Below are 20,402 nucleotides of genomic sequence, written 5' to 3' on the forward strand. Positions count from 1 at the left end.
CAGAAATCTAAAATCTAAATTCTAAAATTAGAAATGAAACTAAAAAAAATAAACGAGAAATTACAAGACGGTTTAATTGAAAATGGTTTGACAGAAGCCAATGCTTTGCAGATGGAAACTTTTTCGACCATAAAAAGTGGTGCCGACTGTGTCATTATTTCTCCAAAAGGAAGCGGAAAAACAACTACAATTGTTTTGAATGTGATTCAGCAATTGGCAGGAAAAACAGAAGAATCGCCTCGAGCTTTGGTTATTGTAGAAGATAAAGCGAAGGTTCTGGAAATGGTAGACCTTTTTAACAAGTACGGAAAATATACCAATCTGGAAATTTACGGTGTACACGAAAAAGGAGATATGGATTATGATAAAAACTATATTTCTACAGGAATTGATGTTTTAATTGGTACGCCAGTTAAACTGAATGATATGTTTACAACGGCAGGTTACAATGTAAACCGTTTAAAAATGATGATTCTGGATGATGCAGATCCGATCTTAAAATTACGTCATGAAACAAAAATCATGCGTATTTCGAATAGTATTGCTAAAGTACAGCGTATCATTTTTGCTGAAGAATTGACAGAACGTATCGAAATTTTGGCAGATAAAATGCTTGTGGAACCGTACTTATTTGATATGGACGAAGAAGGCGAAGAAGAGCTCGATGAAGAAGAAGACGATATTGAAGAGGAAGAATAAATAATAAGTCTCGGTTTTCAGTTTGCATTAAACTAAAACCGAGATTTTTATTTTAATAAAATCATAATTAAAATAAAAGAATATATCATGGGATTAATGAAAGTGTTTTCAGGAAGCGAAGTACTAGCAATTGCTTTGCAGGAAAGATTAGAAGAAGCTGGAGTAGAAACGGTAAAAAAAGATAATATCCAATCGGCTCGTTTGGGCGGATTTGGACAAACAGATTTGGCGGTTGAATTATTTATTCAGGAAACAGATTTCGCAAAAGCGAATCCAGTTGTTGAACAGTTTAGAATGAGTATTTAAGAAGTATTCAGTGTTCAGTATTTTAGTGTTCAGTCGAATTAGATAATGAAATAAAAAATGAACGCTGGGTAATAAAGTGAAGAAACTGAACACTAAAATACTGAACACTGAAAACTAATAAAAAATGCAATACAAAATGATTGTGCTCGACATGGATGATACCTTGTTGACTGATGACCACAGAATTTCAGATTTAAATAAAAAAGTACTTTTAGAAGCACAGGCCAAAGGTGTGTATGTGGTTTTGGCTTCTGGAAGGCCTACAATTGCAATGACCGCTTACGCGAAAGAATTACAGCTGGATTTAAACGACTCGTATATGCTTTCTTTTAACGGAGCGATAATAAGTCGCGTAAAAGACAATTTAGTTTTGTTCGAACAGAAATTAACTGTGGAACAAATTCATGCTTTATACGATTACAGCGTTAAAATGAATACGCATATCATCACTTATTTAGATGATGAAATTATTAGCGAAACAGATTCTGAATACATAGAAATCGAAAAAGAGATTACGGGAATGGCGCATCGTAAAGTTTCTAGCTTTAAAGAGTATGTAGACAGACCTGCGGTTAAATGTATCTTATTGCAGGATCCAGAATATTTGAAAACAGTCGAAAAAGATCTAATCGATTTTATGCCACATTTAAGCGTTTCTACATCAAAACCTTTTTTTCTGGAAGTAGCACAATTAGGCATTGATAAAGCAGCGAGCTTAAAACGTTTAGCCGAGGAAAAACTCGGAATTCATCGAAGTGAAATAATTGCAGTCGGAAACGCAGGAAATGACTTAACAATGATAGAATATGCAGGTTTAGGGGTTTGGGTAGATAATGTGACGCCAGAATTGCGCGATAAAGCAGATTTAATCGTATCTTCCAATAATAATGATGGAGTGGCTGAGGTTGTGCAACGCTTTATTTTAAATTAAAAAGAGATGAAAAATCCAATTGAAACCGAACGTTTAATTTTACGGGAGTTTGTAGCTTCAGATGCTGAAGGGATGTTCGAGCTAGATTCGAATCCGAATGTGCATTTGTTTGTGGGGAATAAACCGGTAAAACATATAGAAGAAAGTATAGAATACATCAAGTTTGTTCAAAAACAATACAAAGATTTCGGAACTGGAAGATGGGCTGTTGTATTAAAAGAAACGAATGAATTTATTGGCTGGTCTGGAATTAAATATATTACAGACGAAATCAATAACCATAAAGATTTTTATGAATTAGGATACCGTTTTATCGAAAAACACTGGGGAAAAGGATATGCAACTGAGGCAGGTAAAGCTTTTGTAGATTACGCTTTTAATGAAATGAAAGTTGCAGCGCTTTATGCTTATGCAGATGCGGGAAATGAAAACTCAAGAAAGATTCTCGAAAAATTAGGTTTCCACTTTGTGAATTCTTTTACTTATCAAGAAGAATTAGAAGTTTGGTACGAACTCAAAAATCCAAACTCAAACTAAGAAATGTATTCCAAATCTTTACATACTTAAAAGTCAGTAAAGATTTGGAAACAAATCAGAGTTAAATATTATTTTTTGGCTACAGAAACGAAGTATTTATTTCCGTCACCCATTGTTAATTTTACACGCTCATCGCAAAGGTCGATTGCAAAATTTGCACTTTCGTAACAGCTGCAAGTTGTGTTTTTGTCTTTAGACATTTCTGTTTTACAGTTGTTGTTTTTAAAGCTTGCCAATTGTGGTGTGTATAAGCTAACTAAGTCAGTAGAAGCAGTAACTAAAGAAATAATGCTTGCAGAATTATTATTTGTAATTCTGTATACAATTCTATCTGTATAGTTTACTTCATTAACAGTTACTTTACGAATGTAGGTATAAGCTGTAGATCCTTCACCTGGTTCTTTAACTTCAAACTTAAACCCAACTGCACGAATAGCAACATCAAATTGCTGTTGAGAGTTAAAGCTCGCCCAAGTCGTCAATGTGCTAATGGTAGGAAATGGATTTGCATTTGCGGCTGGAGCATTAGTTTGCGCTTGCGAACTAAATAGGGTTAAGAACATCAAGCAGATCGTGGGTAAAAATGCTTTCATAAAGCGTGGTATTTGTATTTTAATTTTGCCTACTCTCTTTGGTTTTCGGCTTTCCCATTTCATTTTGTAATACAAAACAACAACATAACGAGTAAAATTCAAAATTGTTATGCCGGAATTATTATTAAATTAATTAAAGCGTATTAAAAACCTTAATATGAATTTATTGCACCCTAGATTTATAACAAAGGTAAATGTAAGAAATTTTGAAGTTAAAACTTAAAAAAATGCATTTAATCGGTAAAATTTGCATTTAATCGATTATTTGTCATTTTATTCTTATCACAATCTTAAAGTGTTAAAAATGCAAGAGCTTCTTTTTTCAAAAAAAATAGAGAAAAGATTAACTTTTGAATCTTTCTAAATTAACATTAATGCAAATTATTGATTCGAAGTCCATTAATTGCTTTCTTTTGATGAATATTGTTTGTAAATTTGCAGCCTTAAATTTTTTGACAACGATTTCATTAATTTAAGACAGATTATGGAAAATAGAAAGAAAGTTGCCTTTTATACGCTGGGTTGTAAACTGAATTTTTCAGAGACTTCTACAATTGCCAGAAATTTTAATGACGAAGGTTTTGATCGCGTCGATTTTGAAGAAATAGCAGATATTTATGTCATTAATACTTGCTCTGTAACAGACAATGCAGACAAACAATTTAAGCAAGTAGTGAGAAAAGCAATGAAGCTTAACGAAAAAGCTTTTGTTGCAGCAGTTGGCTGTTATGCTCAATTAAAACCAGAAGAATTGGCCGCTGTTGATGGCGTTGATTTGGTTTTGGGTGCAACAGAAAAATTCAAAATCACAGACTATATTCATGATTTGAGCAAAAATGACATGGGTGAAGTGCACTCCTGCGAAATTGCTGAAGCTGATTTCTACGTAGGAAGTTATTCTATTGGAGATCGTACGCGTGCATTTTTGAAAGTTCAAGACGGCTGCGATTATAAATGCACCTATTGCACTATTCCGTTAGCAAGAGGAATTTCGAGAAGTGATGCTTTAGAAAATGTACTCAAAAATGCTAAAGAAATTTCGGCTCAGAATATCCGTGAAATTGTTTTAACGGGAGTTAATATTGGAGATTATGGAAAAGGGGAGTTTGGAAACAAAAAACACGAACATACTTTCTTAGATTTAGTTCAAGCTTTAGATAAAGTAGAAGGAATTGAGCGTTTAAGAATTTCGTCTATCGAGCCGAATTTATTGAAAAACGAAACCATTGAGTTTGTTTCAAAAAGCCGCACTTTCGTACCGCATTTTCATATTCCGCTTCAATCCGGAAGCAATGATATTTTAAAATTAATGAAACGCCGTTATTTGCGTGAAGTTTATATTGACCGTGTAAACAAAATTCGCGAAGTAATGCCTCATGCATGCATTGGCGTTGACGTGATTGTTGGTTTTCCTGGAGAAACAGACGAGCACTTTTTAGAAACGTATCATTTCTTAAACGAATTGGATATTTCGTATTTACACGTTTTTACCTATTCTGAAAGAGATAATACAGATGCAGTAGATATGGAAGGAGTTGTTCCTTCAAATGTAAGGGCAAAACGTAGTAAAATGCTTCGCGGATTATCAGTAAAAAAACGTCGTGCTTTTTACGAAAGCCAGTTGGGAACTAATAGAACAGTTCTTTTTGAAGGAGAAAATAAAGAAGGTTATATTCACGGATTTACAGAGAATTACGTAAAAGTAAAAACACCTTGGAATCCTGAATTGGTGAATACTTTGCAGAAAATTAATCTAACGAAAATCGACGAAGACGGAAGTGTTCGTTTGGAGTTTTTAAATAAATTGGCTGAGGTTTAGTTTTTTGTTTCGCAGAGATTCGCAAAGAATTCACAGAGATACACAAAGTTAATTTGAAATTGCAATATTGTAGAGGCGCACAGCAGTGCGTTTAAGGCAAAGTTTAGACATACAGTTTGTCATTTTTCAAAAAAGAAGAAATGACAAAAAAACGACAAAGCTCTTTAATTTAATAAAGAGCTTTGTCGTTTTTATTAAAAATTCTCCGCGAATCTCTGCGAAAAATCTCCGTGAATCTCTGTGGATAAAAAATTACTCCTTTTCCCCAACCACCAATTTCAAAGAATTAATATAATCCGTATCAAATTCGATAACGCGAATTTTTTCAGGATTAAAACTTAATTCCCCGCCAAATTGACCTCGGATATCTAGAAAATCAATGGTCAATTCTTCGTCATTCAATTCTATTAATTTTCCTAAATAAGCAGATTTTGACGATTTTTTCGCAATTTGAAAAATGCCATACTTTTCAGAAATATAATGGATAATCGAAGCTAAATCACGAATCGGAATAATATCATCTGAATTGATTTTTAAACCCTTCATCCGAATCACTTTTTCGGTAAAAGCCAAATCATGATCTCGGTTTACAGCTTCAATATTTTTATTTTTCAAAATCACGAAACCATCCAAAATAAAATCTACCGGATTATTTCGAAGCAAAATCCAGTCATCAGAATAATCAATTAGAAAACCAGTAAAGATTTCTTTCTTATCCTGAAATTCTATTTCGACCAATTGTCTTAAATATTGTTCCATATTTTTTATTTTAAAATTCCAATACTGAAATTCCAAATTCCAACTCGTTTGGTGAGATTTGGAATTTGGAATTTAAAAATTTGGAATTTATTTTTAAGGATTCGTCGACCAAATACTGCTGTTTTTAATAAACACTCTTCGGTTTAGTTTTAATTGCGCAATAATTAAATCTGCCATATCTTCAGACTGCATTACTTTTTCTGGGTTTCCGTCTGTCAGGTTTAAGTCTTTTGCCATATCAGTCGCAACAGTACTTGGCGTAAGCGCTGTCACACGAATATTATGTTTTCTCATTTCCTGCATCAAAGAATCGGTTAATCCTAAAACAGCAAATTTAGAAGCACTGTAGGCACTTGTCAAAGCATTTCCGTTTAAACCAGCAGTAGACGAAATATTGATAATATCTCCAGTTTGTCTTTCGATCATGTTTGGAATAATAGCACGAGTAGTATAATACGTTCCCATTAAATTCACCTTAATAATTCTTTCCCAGGCTTCTGGTTCTAGCTCTAAGAATTTTCCAAAAGAAGCGATTCCGGCGCTGTTAATTAAAATATCGATGTGTTTAAATTGTACTAAAGCTTGTTCTACGGCTTCATTGATAGAATTAATGTCAGAAACGTCAGCAGATAAAGCCAAAGCTTTTACGCCTAAATTAGAAGCTTCGTCAGCCAATTGTTCTACGTCTTTTTGAGTTCTTGAAACCAAAATCAGGTTTACACCTTCTTTTGCCAAAGCAATTGCCACAGCTTTTCCAATTCCTTTTCCTGCGCCCGTAATAAAGGCATTTTTATTTTTTAAGTCGGTCATGATGGTAATTTTTAGAATGCAGAAAGCATCATTATAAGTCTTACAAAAATAAGCTTTTGAAAACTAAAATGATGCTTTAAAAGGTATTCTTAATCTAAGTTTAACAACTTTTGGTTATTCTTTCAAAACCATGTCAATACACATTACAGCTCCTAGAATTAACTGTCTCAACGGACTGTCAGCTGCAACGGTATCTTCAATTTGAAGCGCATAATTATCGGCACTCGTAAAAAACTCTTTTCCTAATCCTGCCCATTTTTTATTTACTTGAGCAAGCTGTTTTCCTTCGTGAGAAAATTTAAAATCCCAGCCCGTCCATTTTCCTTGAAGCGTTGCAACTGGTTTTTCATTTTTATCCATAATTTCAAATCTTCCTCCAATAGAAAAGAATTTTTGTTTGAAAGTTCCGATCAAACGATCTTTTTCGTCTAAAACTTCTACGGTCGATCTAAAAATGGCAACGCCTCTTCTTACTGTAATTAACTTTTCGCCATCAGCAGTTGTAATTTCAACATTAAATGGAGTGGCTCTTTTATAATCTGTAAATCGGAATACTTTAGTGAAAAAACCAAGATTGTTTTCTCGGCAATTCATAATGATTTGATTGGTTTCGGGATGGTAGATATCGTAATTGTTTGCAGCTTTAAACATTCCGATATGTTCTTTTACTAAAAATAGATTTTGGCTTAAAATAGGATTCATACGTGTGTAAAATAAATTTGTGTAAATAAAAATCAAATGTAAAAAAATATTTATGGAATGTTTTGAGGGATTCCTCATACTGCTTGCAAAAGTGAAAGAGTTTTATGTTTTAAAGATTCACTGTGGAGACGATAATATGTCTATCCCAATCTTTTTTACTGCAGAGATCGCAAAGATTTTTCGCAAAGATTCGCAAAGATTTTTTATTAGAGATTTTAAAGGTTCGCAAAGATTTTTTCGTAGAGACGCACTGCAGTGCGTCTAATTCAGAGTAAAAAAAAAGAAAAATCTTTGTCAAAGTTTAAAACCTCGACAAAGATCTTCTGTATTATGTGAATTTAATTAAATTGTTTTGAAGTTTCAACCAATCTAATAAACTCAGCTTTATAACCATCAGCATCATTTGATAAACCTTGTTTTGCCAAAAGAGCAATATCATTTGAAGATTTATTTGAAATTAATTTTGAATCTCTCAATTTCAATCCGAACCAAGCAACGGCAGAACTAAATTTCATATCATCGCTTGCTTTTTCTAAAACAACAGATTTATTTTCGATTACCTGAACCATTTCGATACTTTTTTCGCCGTCAGGTTTTTTGTAACGGAATTTTATTGTTGCCAATTCACTGCTGTAATTATTGGAATTAGGTTCTGTTTTAGTGTATTTTAAATCATCTGGCTGTTCGGCTAAATAATCGCTTTTTATACCAGTAGGAATAATTTCATACAAAGCCGTAACGGTATGATTGCTTCCTAATTCTCCTGCATCAATAGCATCATTTTTAAAATCTTCTGGACGAAGTTTTCTGTTTTCGTAACCAATCAAACGATACGCCTGAACTTGTTTCGGATTAAATTCGATCTGGATTTTTACATCTTTCGCGATAGCAAACATCGAACCTTTAAATTCTTTTCCAAGAAAACGATTTGCTTCCTGAATATTATCGATGTAAGCATAATTTCCGTTTCCTTTATCGGCTAAGATTTCCATTTTGCTGTCTTTGTAATTTCCCATTCCGTAACCTAAACATGTTAAGAAAACGCCTGTTTTTCTTTTTTCTTCAATCAGTTTTTCCATATCAGAATTAGAAGAACTGCCTACGTTAAAATCGCCATCTGTTGCTAGAATTACACGATTATTTCCGCCTTTAATAAAATTTTCTGTTGCTGTTTTGTACGCCAATTCAATTCCAGCGCCGCCCGCAGTGCTTCCTCCAGATTGCAATTTATCTAGAGCATCAATAATAGTTTTTTTCTCATCGCCAGAAGTTGGTGGCAAAACCATTCCTGCAGCGCCCGCGTATACAACAATTGCAACTTTGTCTTTTGGTCTTAATTCGTTTACCAAAATTTTTAAAGATTGTTTTAATAAAGGCAATTTGTTCATGTCGCTCATAGAACCCGAAACATCAATTAAGAAAACGAGATTTGAAGCAGGCAAATTTTCGGTTAGAATATTTTTTCCTTGCAAACCAATTTTCAATATTCTGTTTTTCGAATTCCAAGGCGAGTCGCTTACTTCTGTATTGATAGAAAATGGATGCTCGTTTTTTGGCTGCGGATACGTATATTTAAAGAAATTCACCATTTCCTCCACACGAACGGCATCTTTCGGAACTTGCTGGCCGTTATTCAAAAATCGTCTGATATTCGTATAAGAAGCATTATCAACATCTATAGAAAATGTAGAAAGTGGTGCTGTTTTTGGACTTTCAAAAGCATTTTCAACAAAAGTATCGTAATCTTCCTGAGTCGGTTCAGTCGGAATTGGCATGATATTTAATTTTTTATCCAATTGTTTTTCCGTAAGATTTTTGTAAAGTTCATTTTTTGTAGAAATAACCACAACGCCATTTGCGGCTCTGCTTCCGTAAACTGAGGTCGCTGCTTGATCTTTTAAAACAGAAACATTATCAATATCATTCGGATTAATTTTTGACATTTGATTGGCTTTTGCAGGAACTCCATCAATAATGTACATCGGTTCGTTTTTTGGAGCAATATTAGCGTTTCCACGAATAGTAAGTGTTGGGCTTGGCGTATAATTGGCGCTGCTTTGCACTTGAACTCCAGCAACGTATCCCTGAAGCATTTGTGTCTGAACCATTTTTTTTGCTTTTCTTTCAGCGCGTTCATAACTACGATCTTCGTACTCCGAATCGCTTCTGCCATAGCCAACAACCACAACTTCTTGTAAGGTTGACATTTCTGGAAGCATTTTTATATTAATGATATTGGAGTTTTGAACTTTTTGTCTTTGGGTTTTATAACCAATAAAAGTGATAACCAACATATCTCCTGTTTTTGCTTGAATGCTATATTTTCCATCAAAATCGGTTTGAGCAGTCGCTTTTGATGTTTGATTGAAAATGGTTGCACCAGGAATTGCTTGTTTATTTTCGTCTGAAATGATTCCAGTAATCGTTCTTTCTTGCGCCATGGTTACGAAACATATAAGCATAGCAATGGCTGATGAAATAAGTTTTAGACTTTTCATGATAATAAGTTTTAGAATTAATGTTTTGATTTTGCTTTGTCAAAGCTGCAGACTTTGACAAAGCTTGAGATTATTTTTTAGGAGCCGGTCTTCCGTTTTTAGTGGTGATTATGACAACTCCTTTTTTACCTTTTTCGCCATACTTAGAAGTAGCTTCAAGATCTTGCAAAACGGTTATTGTTTTTATTTCCTGCTTATCTAAAGGCGCATACGGACTCGTTGGGTTTTTGCCAAAAAGATCTTGTTCAGAATAATAAATGCCGTCAATAATGTACAAAGGTTCATCTAAAACGACTAGAGAATCTACATTTTCGGGCTCAAAATTTGACATTTCGGCCTGCATCATTTTATCTCTTTTGGCATCATCGCTATGGGCAATTGCATTTCCGTTAAAAACCACCAAAGGAGCATTTCTCTTCGCTTTTTGAGCTGACGGTGCGGCAGAATAAGCAACTTTAGCAGCCGCTCTTTCTGGATAACTTGAAGAACCCATATCTGGAGTTACTTCTTTTTTTGAAAGATTATTATCTTCTTCGTAATATTCATTTTTACGAAGTGAATTTGCTGTTACGACAACTTCTGCATCTATTTTTGGCGCTGGTACAGATTGAACAGCTTCTGCCTGCGGAATTAGCACTTCTTGAACAGCAACTCGTTCTTTACTTTTGTTTTGTTTTTCTAAAATCTTAACTGCTTCTTCGTTAGAAACAATTCCAGAATCTGAAGATGTAGTTATCGCTTTTTCGTTTAAAGCCGGTTTTTCAGGCTGTAAAATTTCTTTTTCTTCTAAAACTACTTTTGGAGTTTCGTTTTCCACTTCTTTATCTGAATGTAAAAACTGATAACCTAATGAAACAAGTAAAAGGAGAGAAGCCGCAACAGCGATTTTTTTCCATAGAGAAATTGTTTTTTTATCTTCTTTTTTGTCCAGTTTTTCTTCAACGCGCGACCAGACCTTTTCCATTCCTGGAAAGTCTTGAAACTCGGCTTTTTGCGAAGCTTCTTTTATTTTATCGAATAATTTATCTTGATTGTCCATGACTATTTTGCTTTTTGATAATACAGTTTATTAACCAGTTCTTTCAGTTTGGTCTTAGCGGCATTCAATTGTGATTTTGAGGTGCCTTCAGAAATCTTCAGCATTTCGGCTATTTCTTTATGTGAGAAACCTTCAATTACAAAAAGGTTAAAAACAGTTTTACAGCCGTCGGGAATATGGTTTAATAAATTAAGTAAATCTTCTTCTTCCAACGTATTTAATTCGTCGACAGAAGGCTGAGAAATCAGCTTTACGTCGTCGAGATACATATTAAAGTTGGTTGCTTTTCTAATGGATGCCAAACAATGGTTTACAGTTATTCTTTTAGCCCAAGCTTCAAAAGCATAAGCCTCTTTTAACTGATCTAGTTTGGTGAAAATAGTAAAGAAAGCATCGGCTAGCGCTTCTTCGATTTCTTCTTCCTTTTTTAAATATCTTTTGCAAAGGCGGTACAACTTAGGCGCCATGTATTCGTACACCTCGCGCTGGGCATCGCGGTGCATTTTTTTACAGTTTGCTATTTGAGTCTCGTTTATCACAATTGTTGTCTTTCTTATATAGAGAGATAAAAAGATAAAAAGGTTGGGACAGGGGTGAAAAAAATATTAAAATATTTTTTTTAAGGTTCAAAGAGACAAAGTTACAAAGATTCATAGGTTTTTCTGTAGAGACGCACTGCAGTGCGTCTAACGTTTTGTTTTGCTACGAAGTTTTTTCGCCACGAATTTTTACAAATTATATTTGCTACAGATAAACATTCTTAAATAATTTATAGAATTTAAAAAAAATACTCTCGCAGATTTTGGAGATTTAGCAGATAATAAAAAATCTGTCTGATCTGCGTAATCTGCGAGAGAAAAAAACTTTTTGCATTTCTGCGAAACCCAAATTGGATTTTTTTTATAAGCAATTATTACTTTTTAATTTGAAATCTAGGATCGCCAACCTGCCATAAAGCAAAGGCATACATATCTGCTTCATCACCATACCAAACATCAAGATCGCTTGAATGGTGTCCATTTTGGTAATTAACATGCAATAAAATTGGATTTTCTGATGCAGTGCTGTTTTGTAAAATTGCAGCAAATTTTCCTGGTTCCCAAGGAGTAACTCTCGGATCATTGATTCCCGTACGAACTAGAACCGCTGGATATTTTACGCCTTTCTTTACTTTACTTTGAGAATCCATTTCCAGAATGTGTTTTACATCTTCTGGATTTTTTAAAGTTCCAATTTCAGGAATCTGATTTGGACCATTTGGAGTTGTTTCCATTCTAAGACTATTGGTACAGCCAACTTCAACAAGTGCTACTTTATAGAGATCAGGACGTTCGGTAATTGATCTTCCAATTAAAACACCTCCCATACTTACGCCGTTGCCAATTAGTTTTTCTTTAGAAGTATATTTTTCTTTTACCAAATATTCTGAACAGGCAATAAAATCTTTCCAAGTATTTGGTTTATTTGCTTTCATACCGTCGGTGTGCCATTTATTGCCTTTTTCTCCACCACCACGAATGTGGGCAAAAGCAACAACAACATTCTGTTCTAATAATGTCATTAAAGTAGGCCCAACAAAATAGGGATATTGACTAAATCCGTAGCCGCCATATCCCGTAATATAGCATGGTGTAGAACCGTCCATTTTAATATTTTTTGGATAAATAATTGATAACGGAACCATTACACCATCGTGGCTTGGTATTTCTATTTCTTTGACAGCATAATCTTTGTTAAAATCTGGAAAAGCACCATTTGAAGATAATTGTGTACTTTTTTCTAATTTACCAGTCATGGCATTATAATCATAATCTACTGTAGGAGTGATCCAATTGTTGTTAAAAAGTTTCATCTCATCGTTTTGACGAGGATTTAAAGCAAAACCTCCATTGGCACCAATTGGCAATTCAATAAGTTTCTTTTCAAAAGTTTTGACATTAATTTGGAAAGTTTCCTGATTGATTCCGTCGCTTAAAGCATAAAAAATAAAATTTTTAGATTTTCGTAATCTTCGTAATACTTTGTCTGTTTCTGGGACTAAGATTGTTGGATTAGCAAAATCAGGATTTTTTATACTTGTATATCCAATTTTATAGTTAGGCGCATTTTTATGCGTGATAAAAAAGATTTTATCGCCAAGAATATGACTGCCCGTTATTTCATCTTCATATTTAACTAAGGGTTTCCAGTTTATTTTTGATTTAGAAAGCTCAGATATTGGTGCATAAAAAGAGAATTCTTCATTTTTTGTCGATCCAATATTTAAGACGATATAATCGTAATTATCAGAAAAGCTTGTTTCAGGAAACTGTTCCTTCAAAAGATTAAGTTCGGGATTATTATCCTTAGATGCCAGTATTTTATCTGTTTTTGGATCAGTTCCAATTATATGCAGCAGAGATTTCATGTTCTTCAAAAAATCATCACTTTTATTATCTCTGGTAGCCATTTGAGTATATATAATGGATTTGCTGTCAGGCGTAAATTCAAAATTAAATTCGCTCCATATCGGAGTAAGTTTATCAGTAATGAATTTTTTCGACTGAAGATCCATAATTTTGAGATCACAAACTTCTGCACCGTCTTCAGATATAGTTACGGCTAATTTTTTATTATCAGGACTAATAATAAAATTAGTAATAGTTGTACCTTTTTTGATGGTATTAGGATCTAATAATAAAATTTCAGTTCCATTTTTGCCTTTTCTGAAATACAATTTATTTACACTTTCTTCTTTTTTGTTCTTGACATAATAATAATTGTCTCCAACCTGTTTGATTGAACCATATTGATCTCCACCTAACGCTTGAATTTCTTTCATTCTTTTAAAAAGAATATCGCGTCCAGAAATTGTTTTTACAATAGAGTTAGTATAATCTGACTCGTCTTTAAACCATTTTTGAACTTCCGGGCTGTTCATGTCTTCCAGCCATCGATAAGAATCTGTAACTTTTGTGCCAAAATAATCATCTACGACAGGTCTTTCGGGTGTTGCAGGATATTTAAATTGAGCCTGAGATATTTGACAGGCAGTAAGAAGTAAAAATGCTAAAGTTGTTTTTTTGATCATAGTTTTCTATTGGTATTATAGTTTGTTTGGTGTTTAATTTTTTTAGCAGATTTAGCAGATAATAAAAAATCTGCCTGATCTGCGAAATCTGCGAGAGAAAAAAACTTTGTGTATCTCTGTGTCTTCTTTTGTGCATCTCTGCGAAACTGCGAAACTGTAAAATTGGAATTTGGAATTTTTTTATTGGAATTTTATTTAATTGGCAAAGTCAATTTATAAATTTTAGTTTCCAAAAGATCGGTATCATTATCCTCACAAAGCAAAAACTCGATTTTATTATTTTCTTTTTTGAATAAAGTCAGGCCTTCAAATTTATTGGTTGCTGTAATTTTTTGAGTAAAATCTATTTTCATCGTTTTTACATCAATTCTTCCGATGAAACTTCCTAAGATTTCGCCATCGTCGTAAGTAGATTTAGTGTCTTCTGCGGTTGAAAGAAAGTAGATTTTATCGTCGACCAAAACGGCATCGGTAAAACTAGAACGAACGCCTTTTATTTTTGGAAGTTTATAATTGACAGAAATCAGTGCAAATTCTTCTCCGAGATTTTTAGCATGAATCGTAAAAATGGTGTTTTTGTTGGAAATGCCATTTCCGCGATTGAATAAATACCAGTTTTCGCCATCAAAAATAGCGCCTTCGAGATTAAAATCTTCTGGTTTTATTTCGCCAAAATTCTGCATTACAGCATACAGATCGACTAAGTTATTTTTTTGTAAAACCGTTTTAGATTTAATATCAAACTCAATCATTTTGTTTCGGTTTTCGGTAGAACCGGAACCAAAAACATACAGCGTATCGTTATGGTGTGTTAGAGATTCAAAGTCAGGTTTCAGATTTTTCGGAATATTTGCAGTTGGGTTATCAATTAAAGCATGCTGATTTAATTCTTTATTCTGCATATTGTATTCGTACAAGAATCCGCTGTTGTCGCCAATTACGTAAAGCGCGTCATTGTTGTAAAATAATCCTGATGCAGAACCGATTCCGATAATTTGAAATAATATTTCTAATGTGAATTTTTCCATGAATGTTGTTTTGAAAATGAGTGCCTAGCCCTGATAGTCCCGAAATTTCGGAAGAAATGCTTTGAAAAGAAATTGCATTTTTTCCTGACAGAACAAAGCGACCAGCGGAAGCTCTTGTTATGGCTTTGGAAAAAAGCAATTTATTGAAAAGTATTGCAATGAATAGCAGGAATATGCTTCGTAAAATTACTATATTTATAAGACAAAAAATGAAAAAGATATGAAATCAATAGACCCGAAAGATTTTAAAGTTGTAAATGAAATTAAATTAAAACATATTCCGACTTTATTAAACATCGAAGCCGATGATGAAGAAAAAGAAGAAAAACTAGATAAAGTTCAAGCCAAATTAAGCGATTTGCAAGATGTCATGTACGCGCACAATAAATATAGCGTTTTGATCTGTCTGCAGGGAATGGATACTTCGGGAAAAGATAGTTTGATTCGAGAAGTTTTCAAAGAATTTAATCCGCGTGGGGTTGTGGTGCATAGTTTTAAAACACCCAATTCAACCGAACTGGAGCATGATTATTTGTGGAGACATTATATTGCGCTTCCAGAAAAAGGAAAATTTGGCATTTTTAACAGAACGCATTATGAAAATGTTCTCGTAACACGCGTGCATCCTGAATATATTTTGGCTGAAAATTTACCAGACATCAATTCTGTAGATGACATTACGCCAGAATTTTGGCAAAAAAGAATCGACCAGATTAATAATTTCGAAAAGCATATTTGTGAAAACGGAACAATTGTCATGAAGTTTTATCTGCATTTAAGTAAAGAAGAACAACGCCAGCGTTTACTGCGTCGTTTAGAAGAAGAAAAGCACAATTGGAAGTTTTCGCCTGGCGATTTAAAAGAGCGCGGCTATTGGGACGAATACATGAAATATTACGAAGAAGCCATCAATAGCACTTCTAAACCTCATGCGCCATGGTACATTGTTCCTGCCGACGACAAAGATATGGCTCGCTATATTGTAGCTAAAATTATTTGGGAAGAAATGAAAAAACATACCGATATTAAAGAACCAGAGTTGGACGAAAAAACCGCAATACATATCGAATTGTATAAAAAGGAATTAGGAGAGAAGTAGAAATAGTCGTTAGTCCTTAGCTCTTAGTCCTTAGTTTTTTTATGCTACGGATGAGCCTAAGAGATAAGTACTAGGCACTAATAAACTATGGACTAAAAAAAAAACTAAAAAACCCGACAGACTCCTCAGACTGTCGGGTTTTTACCAAAAACAAAATAATAAATTAAACCTATTTTTTATAGTTTAAAACCATAAGCAACACGTAAGGCTACTTGATTGGTTCTAAAGTCATGATAATCTTCGTAACGAACACTTAAATCGATATACTTGTTGGCATATCCAATACCTGGAGCCCACAAAAAGGTTGTTTTGTCATAACCATTTGTTACTGCAAAACCAGCACCTAACTCGCCTAAAACATAAAATTGATCTTTTAGGACAAAAGCTTTAAAACCTGCTTTAGCTGGAATGAATCCAAGATCTTTTACGTCATTTCCAAGTTCGTCTTTCCCCATAAATAAATTTGTAAATCCCGTTGTTAAGGTTAATGATGTTTTTTTAGAAAGATCGTACTGTAAACGTACATCTCCACCCAGAGACCAGTCATAGTCGTTGTCTGTTGGAAGTCCTCCATTTAATCCAACTCCTAATCTAAAACCTTGATCATAATTTGTCGCTTCTGTCTCCTGAGCGAAAGTCGTGTTGGCAAATAAAAACGTAAAAGTAGCTAGGCATAACATCTGTAATTTTTTCATGGCTTATATATTTGAAATTTCTATAATGTAAAATTATATGGAAGGCATTTGGGGTTTGTTATACAATTTTTAAAAATCGTTACATAATATTGACATGGTCTTATTTTTGTCTTAAAAATGGGATATGTTTTTATTAATAGGATAGAATTCGAAGCTTCTGACTATCTTTGCCGACTAAAATAGAATAGAAGTGAATTTAAAGCAGTACACCAAAGAGTTTTCGTATAATTTAAGACTAGCATATCCTGTAATTTTGGGTATGGTCGGACACACCTTAATTGGTATTGTCGATAACATAATGGTTGGTAAAATCGGAAGTACAGAATTGGCGGCAGTTTCACTTGGCAACAGTATGATTTTTATAGCAATGTCTCTAGGAATTGGGTTTTCTACAGCCATTACGCCAATTGTTGCCGAAGGTGATGCTGAAAAAAATGATACTAAAATTAGATCTGCTTTTCATCACGGTTTATTTCTATGTACCATTTTAGGTCTGGTGCTTTTTACCGTCATCATGTTTGCCAAACCGATTATGGAATTGCTAAATCAGCCGGCAGATGTTATCGTGCTTGCAAAACCATATTTAGGCTGGGTAGCTTTTTCTTTGATTCCGTTAGTAATGTATCAAGGATATAAGCAATTTGCAGATGGAATGTCACTGACTAAATATTCGATGTATGCGATGGTAATGGCAAACGTACTTCACGTGGCTATAAACTATGTTTTAATCTACGGTATTTGGATTTTTCCAGAAATGGGAATTATCGGAGCTGCGTTAGGAACCGTAATTTCGAGAATATTTTTGGTCATGTTTATGCATATCATGCTTTCGCGAAGAGAAGATTTAAAACGCTTCTTTAATGGTTTTAATTTTAACGAAATAAAAAAAGCTACCATAAAAAAGATTATCAGTATCGGATTTCCTTCTGCCATGCAAATGCTTTTTGAAGTCGTTTTGTTTACCGCTTCCATCTGGCTATGTGGCAATATCGGTAAAACAAGTCAGGCCGCAAATCAGATTGCCTTGAGTTTGGCATCGCTTACTTTTATGTTTGCGATGGGATTAAGCGTAACTTCTATGATTCGTATCAGCAATCAAAGAGGTTTGATGGATTACAAAAAACTGATTGTTGTAGCGCGTTCAATCTTTTTGCTTGCTATATTTTTGGAAACCGTTTTTGCAATATTCTTTATCGTTTTCCACGAATATCTTCCTAATATTTTCTTGAATATGGAAAATACAGGGCAGATTTTAGATAACGAAGAAGTAATTGGCATTGCCTCAAAACTGCTTTTAATTGCGGCAGTTTTTCAGATTTCTGACGGAGTTCAGGTTGTGGTTTTAGGAGCGCTCCGCGGACTGCAAGATGTAAAAGTGCCCATGTACATTACTTTTGTAGCCTATTGGGTTATTGGTTTTCCGATTTCGTATTATTTAGGAGAACACACCGAATTGAAAGCGCAGGGAGTTTGGATCGGACTTTTGGCAGGTTTAACCGCAGCGGCGATTTCGTTATACATTCGCTTTCATTATTTAACTAAAAAATTAATTATTAATTCAGTTTCAAATAGCTAAATTTGAAATATTTAAAACAAAAATAAACATGGAATTACCTAAATTTTTACTTGGAGATAATACTGATTTTCCAGATGATATTTTCATCATTCATCTAGATTATCCAAGATTTATTATCAATTTGAAAGATGATGAGGTTGAGTTTTTAGAAGAAGCAGAAGATCTTGACGAAGCAGAATTAAATGCCGAAATGGAAGGTTTAATTGAAAAAGCAAATGAGTTTTATGACAGAGAAATAAACCGTTACGAAGAGTAATCTATTATTTCTGATTTTACGTTCTTATATTATTTTAATGAAAAATTTACGTTTTTTAAAACCGGTTTTTAGTTTTATTGCAATTGGATTATTGATTACAACTCTGAGCCGGATATTTTTATTTTTTCTTTTTAAAGAAAGAGTAGTGCAAACACCAGATTTCTGGTATATTTTTCCGATCGGTCTTCGAATGGATTTGATATTACTTTGTTATTTGTCGTTTCTTCCAGCATTACTCATTACTTTTCTGCCGAATAAGTGGATGAAATTTACCAACAGATTTTTGGTAATTTATAGTTTTCTGTTTCTGTTTCTGATTCTTTTTGTAGAATTGGCTTCGCCAGATTTTGTAAAACAATACGATACCCGCCCGAACAAGATTTTCTTAGATTATCTAATTTATCCAAAAGAGGTAGTCGGAATGCTTTTAAAAAGCTATTTGACTTCTATTATTGTGACTTTCCTTATTTTGGGAGTGGTAATTTATTTTGCTTTCAAAAAGGGAAAACAATTATTCTATACCACAAGTACAGATTATAAATTCAAATTAATGGTGTTTCCATTAGTGGCTTTTTTACTGTTTTTTGGAGCGCGCTCGAGCTTGACTTCAAAACGCCCAATTAACGCTAGTAACGCCGTTTTTTCTACAGATCAGTTAACCAATACTTTGGGATTAAATTCATTTTATACGGTTGCCTTTGCGGCTTATTCTATCAAAAATGAAGGAAATACCAAAATGTATGGTAAAATGGAGGAAGCCGAAGCGATTGCCCGTGTAAAGAAATACATGGTTGCAGAGCCAAACGATTTTACCGATGCTGACATTCCGTTTTTACATGTGCAGCAGCCAGATTCTGCTAAAGCGAAACCATATAATTTGGTTATCTTTTTGCAAGAAAGTTTAGGTGCAGAATACGTTGGAATCTTAGGTGGAAAACCATTAACTCCAGAATTTGATAAACTATCAAAAGAAGGAACATTATTCACCAATTTATATTGCACCGGAACCAGAAGCGTTCGCGGAATTGAAGCTGTCGTAACAGGATTTTTGCCTTCACCATCAGAAAGTGTTGTAAAGCTTGGAAACTCGCAGCAAGGCTTTTTTACATTGGCAGAAGCATTGAAACAAAAAGGTTACGAAACGAGTTTCATTTATGGAGGAATGGCAAATTTTGACAATATGGCTTCGTTTTTCAACGGAAATGGTTTCAGCGATATTGTCGATCAAGAAGATTTTGAATCTGACGGAAATAAATATGCCTTTAAAGGAACTTGGGGCTATTCTGATGAAGATTTGGTAACCAAAGCCAATCAATATTTTAAATCGAAAGGAGATAAGCCATTTTTCTCTTTAATGTTCTCGACTTCAAATCACGAGCCTTTTGAATATCCGACAGGAAGAATAAAGCCTTACGATAAAAAGCCTGCGACCGTAAATAACGCCATGAAATACGCCGATTTCTCGATTGGAAAATTCTTCGAAATGGCAAAAAAAGAGGCTTATTTTAAGAATACAATTTTTATTGTAATCGCCGATCACAATACAAGAACATACGGCAAGAATTTAGTTCCGATAAATAAATTCCATATTCCTGCATTTATTATGGGGCCTGGAGTTGCAAAAGGAGCTGTTTACGATCGTTTAGCAAGTCAGATTGATATTCCGCCAACACTATTAGGTTATTTAGGAATTCCGTTTGAAACACCAATGGTAGGACGAAATTTAACCAAATTAGATCCGAAAGTAAAAGGTAGATCTATCATGCAGTTTAATGATATCAATGCTTTTAGAGTAGAAAATCAGGTAGTTATTATGCAACCGAATTTGAAACCGCTTCAATTCGAAATTAAAAATGATACCACTTTGGTTCCAGTAAAATTAAATGAAGATTTAGCAAAAGACGCTTTAGCGCACGTCATTACCGCAGGGAATCTTTACAAGGAAAGCAAGTATAAACTTAGAGCTTCTAAGTAACTAAGCTTCT

19 protein-coding genes are annotated in these 20,402 nt (G+C 33.9%); 9 read left to right on the forward strand and 10 right to left on the reverse strand.

Features of this window, described 5'->3' with window-relative positions:
* Positions 1-33: 33 nt before the first annotated feature.
* The 4 genes from EG814_RS18490 to EG814_RS18505 all read left to right on the forward strand — a co-directional run bounded on the left by EG814_RS18490 (position 34) and on the right by EG814_RS18505 (position 2,473).
* Positions 34-699 (forward strand): DEAD/DEAH box helicase, encoded by a 666-nt coding sequence (locus EG814_RS18490; protein WP_125723364.1) that lies wholly within the window; start codon positions 34-36, stop codon positions 697-699.
* An 87-nt stretch (positions 700-786) separates the two neighbouring features.
* Positions 787-1,005 (forward strand): putative signal transducing protein, encoded by a 219-nt coding sequence (locus EG814_RS18495; protein WP_125723365.1) that lies wholly within the window; start codon positions 787-789, stop codon positions 1,003-1,005.
* 124 nt (positions 1,006-1,129) lie between these two features.
* Entirely contained in the window at positions 1,130-1,936 is an 807-nt protein-coding gene (locus EG814_RS18500) for a Cof-type HAD-IIB family hydrolase (RefSeq protein ID WP_125723366.1), read from the forward strand.
* Positions 1,937-1,942: 6 nt separating this feature from the next.
* The gene (locus tag EG814_RS18505) at positions 1,943-2,473 is read left to right on the forward strand and encodes a GNAT family N-acetyltransferase (protein ID WP_125723367.1); all 531 of its coding nucleotides are present in this window, start codon (positions 1,943-1,945) and stop codon (positions 2,471-2,473) included.
* Between the two features lie 68 nt (positions 2,474-2,541).
* On the opposite strand, the gene EG814_RS18510 is transcribed toward EG814_RS18505, so the two are convergent.
* Complete coding sequence (locus tag EG814_RS18510) at positions 2,542-3,066, reverse strand: hypothetical protein (RefSeq protein ID WP_125723368.1); 525 nt, start codon at positions 3,064-3,066, stop codon at positions 2,542-2,544.
* A gap of 484 nt (positions 3,067-3,550) precedes the next feature.
* On the opposite strand from EG814_RS18510, the gene mtaB reads away from it, so the two are divergent.
* Positions 3,551-4,885, forward strand: a complete 1,335-nt coding sequence (gene mtaB / locus EG814_RS18515; RefSeq protein WP_125723369.1) for a tRNA (N(6)-L-threonylcarbamoyladenosine(37)-C(2))-methylthiotransferase MtaB — start codon at positions 3,551-3,553, stop codon at positions 4,883-4,885.
* A 252-nt stretch (positions 4,886-5,137) separates the two neighbouring features.
* Here the strand turns inward: mtaB and EG814_RS18520 are convergent, their stop codons facing one another.
* The 8 genes from EG814_RS18520 to EG814_RS18555 all read right to left on the reverse strand — a co-directional run bounded on the left by EG814_RS18520 (position 5,138) and on the right by EG814_RS18555 (position 14,791).
* Positions 5,138-5,644 (reverse strand): hypothetical protein, encoded by a 507-nt coding sequence (locus EG814_RS18520; protein ID WP_125723370.1) that lies wholly within the window; start codon positions 5,642-5,644, stop codon positions 5,138-5,140.
* A 93-nt stretch (positions 5,645-5,737) separates the two neighbouring features.
* Positions 5,738-6,454, reverse strand: a complete 717-nt coding sequence (locus EG814_RS18525) for a 3-ketoacyl-ACP reductase (protein ID WP_125723371.1) — start codon at positions 6,452-6,454, stop codon at positions 5,738-5,740.
* A 114-nt stretch (positions 6,455-6,568) separates the two neighbouring features.
* Complete coding sequence (locus EG814_RS18530; RefSeq protein WP_125723372.1) at positions 6,569-7,156, reverse strand: phospholipid scramblase-related protein; 588 nt, start codon at positions 7,154-7,156, stop codon at positions 6,569-6,571.
* Between the two features lie 338 nt (positions 7,157-7,494).
* On the reverse strand, positions 7,495-9,654 hold the full coding sequence (locus tag EG814_RS18535; protein WP_125723373.1) for a vWA domain-containing protein: 2,160 nt from the start codon (positions 9,652-9,654) through the stop codon (positions 7,495-7,497).
* Between the two features lie 70 nt (positions 9,655-9,724).
* Positions 9,725-10,693, reverse strand: a complete 969-nt coding sequence (locus EG814_RS18540; RefSeq protein ID WP_125723374.1) for a hypothetical protein — start codon at positions 10,691-10,693, stop codon at positions 9,725-9,727.
* 2 nt (positions 10,694-10,695) lie between these two features.
* Complete coding sequence (locus EG814_RS18545) at positions 10,696-11,196, reverse strand: RNA polymerase sigma factor (protein ID WP_125723375.1); 501 nt, start codon at positions 11,194-11,196, stop codon at positions 10,696-10,698.
* Between the two features lie 410 nt (positions 11,197-11,606).
* On the reverse strand, positions 11,607-13,763 hold the full coding sequence (locus tag EG814_RS18550; protein ID WP_125723376.1) for a prolyl oligopeptidase family serine peptidase: 2,157 nt from the start codon (positions 13,761-13,763) through the stop codon (positions 11,607-11,609).
* Positions 13,764-13,954: 191 nt separating this feature from the next.
* On the reverse strand, positions 13,955-14,791 hold the full coding sequence (locus EG814_RS18555) for a DUF6929 family protein (protein ID WP_125723377.1): 837 nt from the start codon (positions 14,789-14,791) through the stop codon (positions 13,955-13,957).
* Between the two features lie 220 nt (positions 14,792-15,011).
* On the opposite strand from EG814_RS18555, the gene EG814_RS18560 reads away from it, so the two are divergent.
* On the forward strand, positions 15,012-15,890 hold the full coding sequence (locus EG814_RS18560; protein ID WP_125723378.1) for a PPK2 family polyphosphate kinase: 879 nt from the start codon (positions 15,012-15,014) through the stop codon (positions 15,888-15,890).
* A 176-nt stretch (positions 15,891-16,066) separates the two neighbouring features.
* Here EG814_RS18560 and EG814_RS18565 read toward each other — a convergent pair whose 3' ends face one another.
* Complete coding sequence (locus EG814_RS18565) at positions 16,067-16,585, reverse strand: hypothetical protein (protein WP_125723379.1); 519 nt, start codon at positions 16,583-16,585, stop codon at positions 16,067-16,069.
* Positions 16,586-16,775: 190 nt separating this feature from the next.
* Here EG814_RS18565 and EG814_RS18570 point away from each other — a divergent pair, with 190 nt between their 5' ends.
* Genes EG814_RS18570 through EG814_RS18580 form a run of 3 tightly spaced genes read left to right on the forward strand, consistent with a single transcriptional unit; the run spans position 16,776 to position 20,392 of the window.
* Entirely contained in the window at positions 16,776-18,161 is a 1,386-nt protein-coding gene (locus EG814_RS18570; protein ID WP_125723380.1) for an MATE family efflux transporter, read from the forward strand.
* A gap of 28 nt (positions 18,162-18,189) precedes the next feature.
* Positions 18,190-18,417 carry a hypothetical protein gene (locus EG814_RS18575; protein ID WP_072973177.1) on the forward strand — a complete coding sequence of 76 codons (228 nt, stop codon included), beginning with the start codon at positions 18,190-18,192 and terminating at the stop codon, positions 18,415-18,417.
* Positions 18,418-18,454: 37 nt separating this feature from the next.
* The gene (locus tag EG814_RS18580) at positions 18,455-20,392 is read left to right on the forward strand and encodes an LTA synthase family protein (RefSeq protein WP_125723381.1); all 1,938 of its coding nucleotides are present in this window, start codon (positions 18,455-18,457) and stop codon (positions 20,390-20,392) included.
* The last annotated feature ends 10 nt before the right edge of the window (positions 20,393-20,402 follow it).

The sequence above is a fragment of the Flavobacterium ustbae genome (assembly GCF_003946915.1).
Taxonomy (GTDB): domain Bacteria; phylum Bacteroidota; class Bacteroidia; order Flavobacteriales; family Flavobacteriaceae; genus Flavobacterium; species Flavobacterium ustbae.